General features: G+C 68.0%; 14 protein-coding genes. 5 read left to right on the top strand and 9 right to left on the bottom strand.

Annotated features, from left to right (window positions below; all coding sequences use genetic code 11):
• The first annotated feature begins 40 nt into the window (after window positions 1–40).
• The 3 genes from SLQ33_RS22915 to SLQ33_RS22905 all read left to right on the top strand — a co-directional run bounded on the left by SLQ33_RS22915 (window position 41) and on the right by SLQ33_RS22905 (window position 3,832).
• Complete coding sequence (locus SLQ33_RS22915; protein ID WP_319456166.1) at window positions 41–1,891, top strand: serine/threonine-protein kinase; 1,851 nt, start codon at window positions 41–43, stop codon at window positions 1,889–1,891.
• 89 nt (window positions 1,892–1,980) lie between these two features.
• On the top strand, window positions 1,981–2,214 hold the full coding sequence (locus tag SLQ33_RS22910) for a hypothetical protein (protein WP_319456165.1): 234 nt from the start codon (window positions 1,981–1,983) through the stop codon (window positions 2,212–2,214).
• A gap of 160 nt (window positions 2,215–2,374) precedes the next feature.
• Entirely contained in the window at window positions 2,375–3,832 is a 1,458-nt protein-coding gene (locus SLQ33_RS22905) for an aldehyde dehydrogenase family protein (protein ID WP_319456164.1), read from the top strand.
• A 30-nt stretch (window positions 3,833–3,862) separates the two neighbouring features.
• Here SLQ33_RS22905 and SLQ33_RS22900 read toward each other — a convergent pair whose 3' ends face one another.
• Window positions 3,863–4,384 carry a DUF4189 domain-containing protein gene (locus tag SLQ33_RS22900; protein WP_319456163.1) on the bottom strand — a complete coding sequence of 174 codons (522 nt, stop codon included), beginning with the start codon at window positions 4,382–4,384 and terminating at the stop codon, window positions 3,863–3,865.
• Window positions 4,385–4,497: 113 nt separating this feature from the next.
• The gene (locus tag SLQ33_RS22895; RefSeq protein WP_319456162.1) at window positions 4,498–5,199 is read right to left on the bottom strand and encodes an SDR family oxidoreductase; all 702 of its coding nucleotides are present in this window, start codon (window positions 5,197–5,199) and stop codon (window positions 4,498–4,500) included.
• A gap of 101 nt (window positions 5,200–5,300) precedes the next feature.
• Between SLQ33_RS22895 and SLQ33_RS22890 the strand changes: the two genes are divergently transcribed.
• Entirely contained in the window at window positions 5,301–5,912 is a 612-nt protein-coding gene (locus tag SLQ33_RS22890) for a M15 family metallopeptidase (RefSeq protein ID WP_319456161.1), read from the top strand.
• A gap of 36 nt (window positions 5,913–5,948) precedes the next feature.
• Window positions 5,949–6,701: an enoyl-CoA hydratase gene (locus SLQ33_RS22885; RefSeq protein ID WP_413467700.1), complete on the top strand. Its 753-nt coding sequence runs from the start codon at window positions 5,949–5,951 to the stop codon at window positions 6,699–6,701.
• Between the two features lies 1 nt (window position 6,702).
• Here the strand turns inward: SLQ33_RS22885 and SLQ33_RS22880 are convergent, their stop codons facing one another.
• The 7 genes from SLQ33_RS22880 to SLQ33_RS22850 form a co-directional block, all read right to left on the bottom strand.
• Complete coding sequence (locus SLQ33_RS22880; protein WP_319456160.1) at window positions 6,703–7,860, bottom strand: dihydrolipoamide acetyltransferase family protein; 1,158 nt, start codon at window positions 7,858–7,860, stop codon at window positions 6,703–6,705.
• On the bottom strand, window positions 7,857–8,906 hold the full coding sequence (locus SLQ33_RS22875; RefSeq protein ID WP_319456159.1) for an alpha-ketoacid dehydrogenase subunit beta: 1,050 nt from the start codon (window positions 8,904–8,906) through the stop codon (window positions 7,857–7,859). The genes SLQ33_RS22880 and SLQ33_RS22875 overlap by 4 nt, the downstream gene beginning before the upstream one ends.
• Window positions 8,903–10,006 (bottom strand): pyruvate dehydrogenase (acetyl-transferring) E1 component subunit alpha, encoded by a 1,104-nt coding sequence (gene pdhA, locus SLQ33_RS22870; protein WP_319456158.1) that lies wholly within the window; start codon window positions 10,004–10,006, stop codon window positions 8,903–8,905. The genes SLQ33_RS22875 and pdhA overlap by 4 nt, the downstream gene beginning before the upstream one ends.
• A 101-nt stretch (window positions 10,007–10,107) precedes the next feature.
• Window positions 10,108–10,926, bottom strand: coding sequence for a CoA ester lyase (locus SLQ33_RS22865; protein ID WP_319456157.1), 819 nt, complete (start codon window positions 10,924–10,926; stop codon window positions 10,108–10,110).
• Complete coding sequence (locus SLQ33_RS22860) at window positions 10,926–11,420, bottom strand: MaoC family dehydratase (protein WP_319456156.1); 495 nt, start codon at window positions 11,418–11,420, stop codon at window positions 10,926–10,928. Before SLQ33_RS22860 ends, SLQ33_RS22865 begins: the two co-directional genes overlap by 1 nt.
• Window positions 11,417–12,577, bottom strand: a complete 1,161-nt coding sequence (locus SLQ33_RS22855; protein ID WP_319456155.1) for an acyl-CoA dehydrogenase family protein — start codon at window positions 12,575–12,577, stop codon at window positions 11,417–11,419. The genes SLQ33_RS22860 and SLQ33_RS22855 overlap by 4 nt, the downstream gene beginning before the upstream one ends.
• Window positions 12,574–14,556: a biotin carboxylase N-terminal domain-containing protein gene (locus tag SLQ33_RS22850; protein ID WP_319456154.1), complete on the bottom strand. Its 1,983-nt coding sequence runs from the start codon at window positions 14,554–14,556 to the stop codon at window positions 12,574–12,576. The genes SLQ33_RS22855 and SLQ33_RS22850 overlap by 4 nt, the downstream gene beginning before the upstream one ends.

Below are 14,556 nucleotides of genomic sequence, written 5' to 3'. Positions count from 1 at the left end.
CGTGTCCACGAGTGCGGCGATTGATCGTTATCGTGAGGCCGTGGAGGGGACGCCGTTCGGCCGTTACCAGCTGCTCGAGTTGCTGGGCCGCGGAGGCATGGGCGAGGTCTGGCGCGCCTACGACACCTCCATCGACCGGGTCGTCGCGCTGAAGATGCTGCTGCCCCACTACGCGCAGGATCCCGAGTTCGACAAGCGATTTCGCCGCGAGGCTCGCGCCGCGGCCCGCCTCGACGATCCCCACGTCGTTCCCATCCACGACGTCGGCGAGATCGACGGCCGGCTCTACGTGACCATGCGGCTGATCAACGGCACCGACCTGCAAACCCTGTTGAACACCGGGCCGTTGCCTGCCGAGCGCGCGGTGCACATCGTCGAGCAGATCGCGTCGGCGTTGAATGACGCCCATCAGGTCGGGTTGGTGCACCGCGACGTCAAACCGTCCAACATTCTGGTGTCGCGCGACGACTTCGCCTACCTCATCGACTTCGGCATCGCCCGCGGCACTGGCGACACCGCCTTGACGTCCGCCAACACCACCATCGGCACCTGGTCCTACATGGCCCCCGAACGGTTCAACACCGGTGAGGTCGGGCCCGGCTCGGACGTCTACGCGCTGGCCTGCGTGCTCTACCAATGTCTCACCGGCGAACTGCCCTTCCCGGGCACCACGCTCGAGCAGGTCGCGGTCTCCCACATGATGATGCCGCCGCCAAGGCCCTCCGCCGAACGCGACACCGTCCCAACGGAGTTGGACGAGGTGATCGCCACCGGGTTGGCCAAGAAGCCCGCCGACCGCTACCAAAGCACCGTCGAGATGGCCGCCGCAGCGCGACAAGCACTCACCGAACCGATGGGTCGACGACATCCAATCGGCGCGGCACCACCGCCTTTCGTGCCTCCGACTCCGCCGATGCCACCGGCACCCGCAGGGACGTCGGGGCGGACCTTGGCCATCCTGATCGGCGCAGTGTTGGGTGTCGTGCTGCTGGTCGCGGCGGGAATCTTCGCGATCGTGACCTTCACACAGCACCGGGATTCGACGACGGCCGCGCCGTCCAGTTCCACCACTCCCGCGCCGACCATGCCGCACTTCACCGGTACCTACCGGGTCGACTACACCGCAGCCAAACGGATCGATGGCGGACCGCTCGAAGGTGCCGTGCCGCAGACGGCGACATGGGGTTTGCGGTCGACGTGCCGCGCTGACGGGTGCGTGGCCACGGCATTTCGCCTCGGCGGCGACGGCCCACCGGTGTCGAATCTGGAGTTCGACGAGATCGACGGGCGCTGGGTGGCCGTAGCACTGGCGTCGGACGAGTGCCGAAACGCTCCCGACGAACTGTGGGACGTGTTCACCTTGGCGCCGAATCCCGATGGCACGCTCACCGGCGACGTCACCGGAACCAGTGCCAATGCCTGCTCGGGCACGCAGCGCATGACGTTCACCCGCACGGGTGACGTCGACGTCGAGAACCTCGTCGACCCGGCGACGTTGTCGCCACGGGTGGTGTCGGCGGCCGAAGCGTTGTACGGCCGCTACCGCAGCACGCGCACCTTCGCGAACGGGCTTCCACAGTTGCAGGGCGACTACGAGGTCACTACCTACTGTGTGCGCACCGGCGACCGGTGCATGAGCTACTTCCACTCGGCGGCGGACTTTCGGCCTCTGGTCTTCGACGGTGGGACTTGGACCTTGGACGCCAAGTCGGACGGACTCTGCAACGACGGCAAGCCCTTTGACATGACGAACACCGGGAAGTATCCGCTGCCCGACCCGCCGACAGATCCGATCAGGCAGCTCACCGGGCACGGTCACGTCGAACAGACCAAGTCGACGTGCAACGTCTCCACGGACTTCGACGAAACATTCACGCGTACTGGCGATTAGCCCGCGACGACTCGCCAAGAATCCGCCAAGACGTCCGGCGCACCCTTTCCGTAGCGGCCCCCACGGCCGACAGCAACGGAAGGAGCACCATGAAGAGCACCACGAAGAAGTTCGTCGGCAAGGCCCTCCTGTCCGGCGGCGTCGCGCTGGTCGGACTGGGACTGGCCTCGGGCACCGCCCAGGCCTTCGACCCGCAGCCGGACCCTCCGGGCAAGCCGGTCGCCGTCGCCGTCAACCCCCCGATTCTCGACAAGTCCGCGACCGTCGGCTTCAACCCGCAGCCGGAACCGCCTACCCGATGGAGGGTTTCCGCGCAGGGCTGACGGTCTGGCGAGCGAAGGGGGCTATTGCCCCGCCCTAGCGCATAGCCCCCTTCGCACTTCGTGCGCATGCAGATGTTGACCGCGGTGTGCCATCGATGCTAAGCAGGTGCTCAGCATCGGGGCGCATCGAGCGCCACGGCGACGAGGGAAGGCATCGAAGATGACGCTGCAGGCGGTGTTGGACGAGATCCGCGAACGCCCAGGCACGGGTGAGGTGATTGCGATCATCAATCCCGCGACCGAAGAGCAGATCGCCGAGTTCACCGACTGCGGCGCGGAGGCGGTCAACGAGGCCGTCGCCCGCGCGAAGGCGGCCTTCGAAGCCGGGGTGTGGTCCGAACTCCCCGGGCGCGCACGCGCCAAGATCATGTGGCGCATTGCCGACCTCATCGACGAGCACGCCGAGGAACTCGCACAACTCGACTCGCTGAACACCGGCATGCCACTGATGCATGCGCAGTTGGGCCTGCCGAACTGTGCCGAGTTCTTCCGTTACTACGCGGGGTGGTGTTCCAAGATCAGCGGCAACGCCTACGACGTGAAGACCGCGGGCATCGCGTCGGACAACTGGGTCGACATGCACACCTACACGCGCAAGGAGCCCTACAGCGTTGTCGGGCTGATCTTCCCGTGGAACGGCCCGATCTTCAACGCCTGCGCCAAGCTCGCGCCAGCACTTGCGGCGGGCTGCAGCATGGTCGTCAAACCCGCCGAGGAGACGCCGCTCTCGGCGCTGCTTCTGATCCGGCTCATCGCCGAGGCCGGCGTGCCCGACGGTGTGGTGAACCTGCTGACCGGATACGGCCACACTGCAGGCGCGGCGATCACCGCCCATCCCGACGTCGAGAAGGTCGCGTTCACCGGATCGACCGAGATCGGCAAGGAGATCGTGCGGGCCTCAGCGGGCAACCTGAAGAAGGTGATGCTGGAGCTCGGCGGCAAGTCGCCGGTGCTGATCTACGACGACGCCGACCTGGACAAGGCGATCTTCATGGCCGCGATGGGCATCTTCGTGCACTCCGGACAGGGATGTGTGTGCGGCTCACGGATCTTCGTCCAGCGCGGCGTCTACGACCAGGTCGTCGAAGGCATCGCGGGCGTGGCGAACTTCATGAAGCTCGGTGGCCCCGAGGAAGAGGGCACCATGAGCGGCCCGCTGATCAGTGCCAAGCAGCTCACCCGGGTCATGGGCTTCATCGACGAGGGCCGCGCAGACGGCGTCGAGGTCGTCGCAGGCGGGTACCGACTGGATCGCAAGGGCTACTTCGTACACCCAACCGTGCTCACCAACGTCGACCCCGCTACGAGCAGGCTCTACCAGCAGGAGATCTTCGGGCCCGTGGTCACGATCCTGCCGTTCGACGACGAAGACGAGGCCGTCGCGATGGCCAACGACACCACCTACGGACTGGCCGCCACCGCGTGGACCAACAACCTCAGCCGCGCGCATCGGCTCGGCAAGCGGCTGCAGGCCGGAACCGTAACGATCAACTGCCAGTTGGTCTTCGACCACGCGGTGCCCTTCGGAGGGTACAAACAATCCGGCTGGGGCCATGAGTTCGGCCAGGAGGGCATCGAGGCCTACCTGAAGACGAAGTCGGTCTGGGCCCAGCTGTAGCGTCCCGCAACGAGTTCGGCGACGCGAGACTCAAGACCCCGCAAGCTGACCCACGTGCCCGGTGAACGACATGGTCGCTCCGCCGTTCGAACACGCCACCGTGGCGATGCGGTAGCCACCGGTCGACTGAAGGGCCGCGGTCTGCGAGCTGATCACGGTCGGCCCCTGGCCGGCATGCCACAGCTCCCAGGCGAGGGGGTTGACGGCGAGCGCGGTGCACTTGCTCTCGGCAATGTCGGTCACGACGCATTGGCTCCCGCCTGCGTTCTGGCAGGCGCTGAGCGCGTTGACGTAGGCGTCGTTCCTCGAACCCGCATTCACCCAGGTGGCCCAGACTCCGGTCTCCGACGACAGGGCGATCGCCGAGTACTGCGTGGGGCTGGCCGGGCCCACCTGAACCGGCGCTCCGGGCTTCCCCGGGACGGTGGGACCGATGGGGCGCGCGTTGGCGGTCGCAGCGCCAAGCCCTCCGGCAACGACGGCACCTGCGGCGATCAGCAAGGTGGCGGCGGTGATCCGACGGCGGGTGGAGGTGCTCGAAGTGGTGCTCATAGTGTTCTCCTTCAGGTCGTCGCGGCCCGGTCGGGCTGCGTTCACCTGCTAGGAGCGGCCAGTGGCGCCGATTCCCTCACATTTCTCCAAAGTCGTTTTCCGGGCAGCGTCCGTCAGTTCGCGAACTGCGGGTAGATCCCGGCGACGCCCTTCGACAGGCCGGCCTGGACACCGCGGCTGACGTCGTCGGCCAGCACCTCGTAGGCCCCCGCGGCGATACCGTCGAGCGCCTGCGCGGCCACGTCGGCCGGATCGGCCTTGGGGGCGTCGATCCCAGCCCCCATGTCGGTGTCCATGAGTCCGACGTGCAACGCGGTCACCCGAATTCCCTTGTCGGCCAGTCCGGCGCGCACCGCGTTGGTCATCGACCAGGCTGCCGACTTCGAGGCGCAGTACCCACCGGAGTCCGGGATGCTGAACCAGGACAACACCGACAACACGTTGAGGATCGCGCCACCTCCGTTGTGCTCGATGACCGGAGCGAACGCCCGGATCGCCGACAGTGTGCCGAAGTAGTTGGTGTCCAGCTCGCTTCGGGCGCCGTCGAGGTCGCCCGTGAGCAGGTTGACGCCGATGCCGATGCCCGCGTTGTTGATCAGCAGCGTCACGTCGCCCGCTGTCGCGGCGGCCGCCGCCACCGACTCCGGATCTGTGATGTCCACCGCGATCGGGATCGCACCGTCGACGTCGATCGAACCCGGATCGCGGGCACCGGCATAGACGCGTGCGCCCCGTCGCAGCAGTTCAGACACGAATTGTTTGCCAAGCCCTCGGTTGGCGCCAGTGACCAGTGCTGTGCTCGAAGAGATGTCCACCCGACCATCCTGCTCTGCTGCGAACACGGCGGCCACCTAGGCTCGACAGGTTGGGACGTAGCCGGCGAACGGCGCCGACAGCGGATCTTGGGGGCGACGACGTGAGACGGTGGTGGCGGGTCGGTGCTGCGCTCGTCGCGGTGCTCGTCGCGGCACTTGCCGGGTGCGCGCCGGCGCCAGTCCGGTCGACCACGTCCACCACTCCGGCATTCAACGCGGTACCCGTCGTGTCGTCCGACGGCGCGACCCCGCTGACAATCGGCGGCGGCGCCATCGACACGTGGAACGGGTGGCTCCCCGACGGTCGGACGTTCAGCCCATTCGACATCACCATTGCACCCGTGGCACGCCTTGATCCGTTGCTGCTCAAGGCGATTCAGGATGCCACCGACGCCGCCCACGCCCAGGGCGTCGACATGACGCTCACGTCGGGCTGGCGCTCCAAGGGCTTTCAGCAACGACTGTTCGACGACGCCGTCCGCCAGTACGGCAGCGTGGCCGTCGCGCAGCAGTTCGTCGCATCACCTGAGGCCTCGAAACACGTGACCGGCGAAGCGGTGGACATCACGGGCACAGGCGCGTCCGAGTGGCTCATCCGCAACGGCGCACAGTTCGGGCTATGCCAGATCTACGCCAACGAGAACTGGCACTTCGAACTCGCCGTCGACCAGGACGGTCGATGCCCGCCCCTTCGCCCCAACGCGGCGGGCTGAACCCGGCGCATCGACACCCATCACTACGCTGAGTGGGTGTCTGACCTGGTTCTCACGAGCGTCGATGATCACGTCGCCCTCATCACCGTCAACGATCCCGATCGCCGCAATGCCGTTACCGCGGAGAGCTCCGCTGCACTGAGGGCTGCCGTCGAGGCGGCCGAGGCCAATCCCGACGTGCACGCGGTGATCCTGACCGGCGCGGGCAAGGCGTTCTGCGCGGGCGCCAACCTCACCGCCCTTGGCGCCGCGACCGAGGACGGACTTCGCGTCATCTACGACGGATTCCTCGCCGTCGCGCAATGCACTCTGCCGACCATCGCCGCCGTCAACGGGCCTGCCGTTGGCGCCGGCCTGAACCTCGCACTCGCCGCCGACGTGCGCATCGCGGGCCCCGGGGCATTGTTCGATCCACGGTTTCAGAAGCTCGGCATCCACCCCGGTGGCGGCGCGACGTGGATGCTCCAGCGCGCAGTCGGCCCGCAGGTGGCGCGGGCCGCACTCTTGTTCGGCATGCGCTTCGACGCCGAGGCCGCCGTGCGATACGGGCTCGCCCTGGAGGTCGCCGACGATCCAGTCGCGGCTTCCCGCGCCCTGGCCGCCGGACCTGCCTCGGCGCCGCGCGACGTCGTCATCGCCACCAAGGCGTCGATGCGGGCGACGGCCAACCCAGGCACCGTCGACCTGGACCAGCACCGCATCGCGGTGGACGTCGAGCTCGGGCCGCAAGCCCGGTCCATCGAATCACCCGAGTTCGCCGCGCGATTGGCCGCCGCCCAGCGCAAGTAGGTCAGAGGTCGAGCAGGGCCAGGTCGGGCGATTCGACGAGGTCGCGGAGCTCGCACAGGAATGCGGCCACCTGCGCGCCATCGGCGACGCGGTGATCGAAGGCGCACGTGAGGGTCATCGTCGGACGTGCGACGACGGCGTCGTCGACGACCACGGCCCGTGGCTTGAGCGACCCCACGCCGAGGATCGCCGCCTCGGGGTGGTTGATGACGGGCACGCCCTCGTCGAGGCCAAGGGCACCGAAGTTGGACACCGTGAACGTGGAGCCTTGCAGTTCAACGGGTTTGAGTGTGCCCGCCCGCGCGTCGGCGATCAGTCGGGCGACGACGGCCGCGAGTTCTCGGGTGGTCTTGTGCTGCGCATCCATGACGACGGGCACCAGCAGCCCGCGGGGGGCCGCCACCCCGACGCCGAGGTGGATCGCCGGATGGACGTGGATGCGGGGTCCGTCGACGGTGTCCACCCAGGTCGCGTTGAGCATCGGATGGTGACGCAACACGAGCACGAGCAGTCGCAGCGTCAGCGCGAATGGCGTGATCGAATCGGCGCCGGCGTCACGCAACCGGTCCCGCAGCGCGAGCAGGCGCGTGCAGTCGACCGTCACCGAGGCGTGCGCATCGGGAATCTCGTGCCGGGACAACGCCATTCGACGAGCCATCTCCAGCCGGACGCCCCCGACGCGAACGTCCTCCTGGGCGGGCACGGCGGCCGGGCGGGCCGCGGCGAGCACGTCGTCGCGTGTGACGATGCCGCCGGGACCCGAGCCCGGTGCGACGGTGTACATGTCGACGTCGAGGTCGTTGGCCAGTTTGCGCACCGCCGGCTTGGCCCGGGGCCGGCGCCTGGTTCCGTCCATCGCATCGTCGGTGCCGTAGCCGACGAGAACGGGCTTGCGCGCAGGTGCATCCGCCGACGTCGCGATGCGCACCAGCACCGTTCCGACGCGCAGGGTTTCGCCCTCGACGCCGCCGAGTTCGGTGATGCGGCCCGCGTACGGGCTGGGCAACTCGACCTGCGCCTTGTTGGTCTCGACCGTGCACAACGTCTGGTTGAGCGTGACCTCGTCGCCGACCGCGACGTTCCACTCGGTGATCGTCGCGTCCTCCAGCCCCTCACCGAGGTCGGGTACCAGGAAGTCCAGCACGGTTGTGTCGGTCATGGCTGGCTCATCGCCTTCTCGACGCAGTCGAGTAGTCGGTCAACCCCGGGCAACCAGATCTTCTCCAGCCGGGCCGGCGGGTAGGGCGTATCGAATCCGGTGGCGCGCAACACCGGAGCTTCGAGGTCGTAGAACAACTCTTCCTGGATGCGGGCGGCGAGTTCGGCGCCGAAGCCGAGGGTTCGCGGCCCCTCGTGCATCACCACCGCACGCCCGGTCTTGCGCACCGACGTTGCGATCGTCTCGAAGTCCAGCGGGTTGAGCGAGCGCAGATCGATGACTTCGAGTCCGTAGTCATCGGCGACCAACTCGGCGGCGTTCAGCGCCGTGGCCACCAAGGAGCCATAGGTGATCACCGTGACGTCGTCGCCGGGTCTGCGGAGCGCCGCACGCCCGATCGGGTCTGCCGGGTTGGTGGTGTCGACGAACTCCTTCGTCCAGTAGCGGCGCTTGGGCTCGAGGAAGATCACCGGGTCGCGGTCGGCGATCGCATACCGCAGCAGCCAATACGCGTCGGTCGGAGTCGACGGCACGACCACCTTCAACCCCGCCGTGTGCAACCAATACGACTCAGTCGACTCCGAATGGTGTTCCACCGCACCGATTCCACCGAAGGACGGGATGCGCACGGTGACCGGCATGTCGACGTCCCCGTGGGTGCGCATCCGGTACTTGGCCAGATGGCTGACCAACTGGTCGAACGCCGGTGCGGCGAACCCGTCGAACTGAAGCTCCGGCACCGGCACGAAGCCACGGATCGCCATCCCGATCGCGATGCCGATGATCGCGGACTCCGCCAGCGGCGTGTCGAAACAGCGTTGCTCACCGAACGTTTCGGCCAGCCCTTCGGTTACCCGGAACACGCCACCCAACCGGGCGACGTCCTCACCGAAGACGAGCACTCGCTCGTCGGCGGCCATCGCGTCGTGCAATGCGCCGTTGATCGCTTGGGCCATGGTGGACGTCGAGGTGGCCGGCACCGGCGTCAGGAACGGTTCGTGCGCGTCGTCCCCGAGCCCGAAGGGCCGTTCGATGATCTGCGTCATGATGATGCCTCCTTCGCCAATTCGGCTGCCAGCTGGTCGCGTTGGCGCGCGAGCTCGGGGGTGATGTCGTGATAGACGGTGTCGAAGACCTCGGCCACGTCCACGTCGGGCGTGTTGATGACGGCGTCGCGCAGCTCGGAGCGCAACCGCGCCGCGCGTCCCGCCACCCGTTCCTCGATGCGCGCCGTCCACACGCTCACCGACTCCAGATACGTGCGGTAGCGCGCGATGGGATCCCTTGCGCGCCAACGTTCGACCTCGTCGTCGGCCCGGTATCTGGTCGGGTCGTCGGACGTGGTGTGTGGACCCATCCGATAGGTCACCGCCTCGATGAACGTCGGCCCGCCCCCTGCTCTGGCCCTTGCGGCGGCCTGCTCCATCACCGCGTAGCACGCGAGCACGTCGTTGCCGTCCACCCGGATGCCCGGCATGCCGTAGCCGATGGCCCGGTGCGCCAGCGTCGGGCCGGCCTGCTGTCGTTCGACCGGCACCGAGATGGCCCACTGATTGTTCTGTACGAAGAACACGCACGGCGCCCCGAACACGGCGGCCAGGTTCAGCGCCTCGTGGGCGTCACCCTCCGACGTTGCGCCGTCACCAAGGAAGGCGACGGTGACGGAGTGCTCCTCAAGACGCTGGGCAGCCATCGCCGCGCCGACGGCGTGCAATCCGTGGGTGCCGATCGGAATCGCCAAGGGCGCGCAACACTTCTTGGTGAACTCCAGCCCGCCGTGCCAACGGCCGCGCCACACCGCAGCCATCTGGGCGGGCGCGATGCCGCGCACCAGGAGCGCGCCGAGTTCGCGGTACTGCGGGAACAGCCAGTCGGTCTTGCGCAGGCACGCCGTCGCACCGACCTGAGCGGCCTCCTGGCCGCGGCACGACGCGAACAGGGCGAGCTCGCCTTGGCGTTGCAGGTTGATGAACTCGGTGTCGAGTTCCCGCGTAACGACCATCGACTCGTAGAGCCAGACCAGCGTCTCGGGTGGGAGGTCTCTTCGGTATCGGGTTTCGGCGGTCGCGGCCCCGTCGGGCGCCACCAGTTGAATCGGCTCAACGTCGACGTCGAAGTGCGTCGGAGATGCCACGAACCCGGCCATACCGCCTCCTAGGGTCACTGGCGGCGGGTCGCGCCGTCAGGCGACTGAGGTGCTCAGTACGGAGGCGGTCAGAGCAAAACCCCTGGTGGGGGGTCCGTCCGTCAGCTGCCGGGGTGTGGCGCCAACGCGACGATGCGCTCTGCTCGCCGCAGCACTGGGGCATCCACCATTATGCCTTCGAATTGGAAGACGCCGCGTTGATCGCGTGCCGTGTCGAGCACGCGCCGGGCCCAGTCGACCTGCTTCTCGGACGGCGCATAGCCGGACCGGATGACGGCGACCTGCGTCGGATGGATGGCGACCTTGGCGTCAAACCCGACCGCGACGGCGTCGTCGGTCTCGGCCGCCAGCCCGTCGAGGTCCTTGATGTCGAGGTACACCGAATCGAGCGCCATCCGCCCGTACGCCTTGGCGGCCAGCAGGCTCTGCGACCGCACGTGCCTCGCGACGTCGCGGTAGCTGCCGTCGGCGTTGCGGTTCGCCGTGCCGCCGAGTACCGCGAACAAGTCCTCGGCACCCCACATCACGGCGAAGGCGTTGTCGACCCGCGCCAGTTCGGCGACCACCAGCGCCGCCAACGGCGTCTCGATCAACACCACCACGTCCAGCGGGGCCAGCGACGCGATCTGCTCTGGGGTTTCGGTCTTCGCCAGCATCACGGTGGTGTAGTCGGTGGACTTGAGGGCCTCGAGGTCCGGCAGGTGGTCCGGCGTGGTGACCGGGTTGATTCGCACGACGGTCTTGCTGGGATCGAGCGGGGTGTCGATCAGGGCCTTTCGGGCGGCGTCGCGGTCCTTGGCGGCCACGCCATCCTCGAGGTCGAGGATCACGACGTCGGCTGCCGCGGCGGCCTTCTCGAACCGTTCGGGACGATCAGCCGGGCAGAACAACCACCCTGGCCCGTTGTTGCCCAATGCCATCAGGAGACCTCCTCGGCAGGTCGCTTGCGCACCATGGTCTTTCGCGACGCGGTCGCGACGACGTCACCGTGCTGGTTGCGGCCGACGTGAGCGAACGTGACGATGCCCTCGCCCGGGCGGCTCTTCGACTCGCGCTTGTCGGTGACCTCGGTCTCGGCGTACAGCGTGTCGCCGTGGAACAACGGCTTGGGGAACGCGACGTCGCCGAAGCCGAGGTTGCCGAGGATGGTGCCCTGGGTCAACTGCGCTACCGAGAGGCCGACGAGCGTCGACAACGTGAACATCGAGTTCACCAGCCGCTGGCGGAACGGCTCTTGCGTCTCGGCGAACGCCGCATCCAGGTGCAGCGCCTGGGTGTTCATCGTGAGCGTGGTGAACAGCACGTTGTCGGCCTCGGTGATGGTGCGGCCGGGCCGGTGCTGGTAGAGCACGCCTGGCTCGAACTCCTCGAACCACAGCCCGCGCTGGGTGACGACTTTGCGTTCGTCGGTCACAACCCGGCCTCCCGGGCGATGAGCATCAGCTGCACTTCCGTTGTCCCTTCACCGATCTCGAGGATCTTGCTGTCCCGGTAGTGCCGCGCCACGGGATACTCGTTCATGAAACCGTAGCCGCCGAACACCTGCGTGGCGTCTCGGGCGTTGTCCATGGCCGCCTCGCTCGCCACCAACTTGGCGATCGCCGCGGCCTTCTTGAAGGGCTTGCCCGCCAGCATCAGCGCGGCGGCGTCGTAGTAGGCGGTGCGGGCCGTGTACGCGCGGGCCTCCATGCGGGCAATCTTGAACGCGATGGCCTGGTACGTGCCGATCGCCGCGCCGAACGCCTCGCGCTCCTTGGCGTACTTCACGCATTCGTCGACGCACCCCTGCGCCGCACCGACCGACAGCGCCGCGATCGCGATGCGGCCCTCGTCGAGGATGCGCAGGAAGTTCGCGTAGCCGCGGCCGCGCTCACCGAGCAAGTTCTCCTGCGGCACTCGCACATCGTCGAAGCTCAGCGGATGAGTGTCGGATGCGTTCCAGCCGACCTTGTTGTACGCCGGTTCGGCGGTGAAGCCCTCCGTGGGAACCGGAACCAGGATCGACGAGATCTCCTTCTTGCCGCCGGCCTCGCCGGTCACCGCGGTCACGGTCACCAGCTTGGTGATGTCGGTTCCGGAGTTGGTGATGAACTGTTTGGAGCCGTTGATGATCCAATGGCCGTCGTCGAGCTTGGCGGTGGTCTTGGTGGCGCCGGCGTCGGTTCCGCCGCCCGCCTCGGTGAGCCCGAACGCGCCGAGCGCCTTGCCGCTGGCGAGCAGGGGCAGCCACTCCTGCTTCTGCTCGTCGTTTCCGAAGCGGTACACCGGCATTGCGCCCAGCGACACCCCGGCTTCCAGGGTGATCGCGACGCTCTGATCGACCTTGCCGAGCTCCTCAAGCGCCAGACACAGCGCGAAGTAGTCGCCGCCCATGCCGCCGTACTCCTCGGGGAATGGCAGCCCGAACAACCCCATGTCGGCCATGCCCGCGACGACCTCGTACGGGAACGAGTGCTCGGCGTCGTGCTTGGCGGCCACCGGGGCGACGACGGTGCGGGCGAAGTCGCGGACCGTCTTCGCCAGCTGCTCGTAGTGGTCCGGCAGGGTGCCGGTGGACAGAAAGTCACTCATGACGGGGACTCCTCGGTTGAAACGGTGATCCGGGCCAGCGGCTGGCCCACCTTGACTTGGTCGCCGACGGCGACGAGTAGTTCGACAACGCCGTCGACCGGCGCGGTCAGTGCGTGTTCCATCTTCATGGCCTCGACGGTGACGACGACCGTGCCTGCGTCGATCTCGGCACCGTGCTCGACGCCGATGGCGACCACCGATCCGGGCATGGGGCTCAGCAGTTCCGCGTCGCCACTGTGTTCGTCGTCGGGCCGGACCGGTGCCTCGCGAACCTCTTCGACCACCGTCGTACGCCCGTTTCCGGCCAGCCAGACTCGTCCGTCGGCGGCCGCGACGACGTATTCGGTGCGAAGGCCGTCGAGCGTGACGACGAGCTGGTTCCCGACGAGACTGGCTGACAGCGGACGGGTTTCGCCGTCTTCGATCCTTGCCGTGGCCGCACCGGGGATACCCGCGAGGTGGACGTGGTCGGTGCGCTCTCCGGCGTGCAGCCGGATCGCGTTCGACGCGTGCGGCCCCATCCGCCAACCCGACGGCACGTCCCACGAGTCGCCGGGAACGGCGGGCCAGCGCGACAGCCAGCGGTAGGCGGCGGCCGCGATGAACTCGTCGTCACCCGCGTCGCCACCGGAGTAGTCGGGGGTGCGCCTGTCCAGCAGGCCGGTGTCGAGCCGACCGGCCACCACGTCGGGATCGGCGAGTAGGAAGCGCAGGAAGTCGACGTTGGTGGTGACGCCAAGCACCGCGGTCTCGGCGAGCGCGCGGTCGAGGGCCGCCAGCGCGGCGGGCCGGTCGGCGGCGTGGGTGATGACCTTGGCGAGCATCGGGTCGTAGTCGCTGCCTATGACGCTGCCGGCGTAGATGCCCGAATCGTTTCGCGCACTGGGCGATTCCACGACGGCGAGCACGGTCCCGCCCGTCGGAAGGAAGTCACGCGCTGGGTCCTCGGCGTAGACGCGGGCCTCGATGGCGTGCCCCGTCATCGCGACGTCGTCCTGCGAGATTGCGAGCTTCTCCCCCGACGCGATCCGCACCTGCAGTTCGACGAGATCGACGCCGGTGACGAGTTCGGTGACGGGGTGCTCGACCTGTAGCCGCGTGTTCATCTCCATGAAGAAGAACTCGTCGGGCCGGTCGGCGGACACGATGAACTCGACCGTTCCCGCGCCGGTGTAGTCGACGCTGCGCGCCGTGTCGCAGGCCGCGGCGCCGATGCGGGCCCTGGTCGGCGCGTCCAGCAGCGGCGACGGCGCTTCCTCGATGACCTTCTGGTGGCGGCGTTGCAGACTGCACTCGCGCTCGCCGAAGTGGATGACGTTGCCGTGAGCGTCGGCGACGACCTGGACCTCGATGTGCCTGGGGTTCAGCACGAACCGCTCTAGGAACAGCGTGTCGTCGCCGAACGCGGCGGCGGCCTCCCGGCGGGCGGACACGAGTGCGGCGGGGAGCTCCGAGGCGTCGTGCACCACCCGCATGCCCTTGCCGCCACCACCAGCCGACGGCTTCACCAGGACCGGAAATCCTATGTCGCCTGCGCCGCCGATGAGGTCCGCGTCTGTCAACCCGGGTCGCGAGATGCCTGGCACGACGGGCACCCCGAACGCCGACACCGCCGCCTTGGCGGCGATCTTGTCGCCCATCGTTTGGATCGCCTTGACCGGCGGGCCGATGAACACGACGCCCGCCTTGTCCAGCGCGTCGGCGAATTCGGAGTTCTCCGAGAGGAATCCGTATCCGGGATGAACGGCCTGCGCGCCCGTACGGCGGACGGCCTCGAGGATCGCGTCTATCGAGAGGTAACTCTGGCGCGCCGGTGCCGGACCGATGCGCACCGCGACGTCGGCCTCGGCGACGTGTCGCGCGCCCGCATCGGCGTCGCTGAACACCGCGACGGAGCGAATTCCCATGGCCCGCAACGTGCGGATGACCCGAACCGCGATCTCCCCACGGTTTGCGACCAGAACGGTGTCGAGGTTCAT

Origin of the sequence: Mycobacterium sp. RTGN6 (assembly GCF_033804605.1) — a bacterium.
Lineage (GTDB): Bacteria > Actinomycetota > Actinomycetes > Mycobacteriales > Mycobacteriaceae > Mycobacterium.
This window is presented reverse-complemented; position numbering and strand designations above follow the sequence as displayed.

What these genes read in the sequence shown, in the direction of transcription:
- SLQ33_RS22910 (WP_319456165.1), top strand. Translation starts at nt 1,981, where the DNA reads ATGAAGAGCACCACGAAGAAGTTCGTCGGCAAGGCCCTCCTGTCCGGC.
- SLQ33_RS22905 (WP_319456164.1), top strand. Translation starts at nt 2,375, where the DNA reads ATGACGCTGCAGGCGGTGTTGGACGAGATCCGCGAACGCCCAGGCACG.
- SLQ33_RS22900 (WP_319456163.1), bottom strand. Translation starts at nt 4,384, where the DNA reads ATGAGCACCACTTCGAGCACCTCCACCCGCCGTCGGATCACCGCCGCC.
- SLQ33_RS22880 (WP_319456160.1), bottom strand. Translation starts at nt 7,860, where the DNA reads ATGACCGACACAACCGTGCTGGACTTCCTGGTACCCGACCTCGGTGAG.
- SLQ33_RS22875 (WP_319456159.1), bottom strand. Translation starts at nt 8,906, where the DNA reads ATGACGCAGATCATCGAACGGCCCTTCGGGCTCGGGGACGACGCGCAC.
- pdhA (WP_319456158.1), bottom strand. Translation starts at nt 10,006, where the DNA reads ATGGCCGGGTTCGTGGCATCTCCGACGCACTTCGACGTCGACGTTGAG.
- SLQ33_RS22865 (WP_319456157.1), bottom strand. Translation starts at nt 10,926, where the DNA reads ATGGCATTGGGCAACAACGGGCCAGGGTGGTTGTTCTGCCCGGCTGAT.
- SLQ33_RS22855 (WP_319456155.1), bottom strand. Translation starts at nt 12,577, where the DNA reads ATGAGTGACTTTCTGTCCACCGGCACCCTGCCGGACCACTACGAGCAG.
- SLQ33_RS22850 (WP_319456154.1), bottom strand. Translation starts at nt 14,556, where the DNA reads ATGAACCTCGACACCGTTCTGGTCGCAAACCGTGGGGAGATCGCGGTT.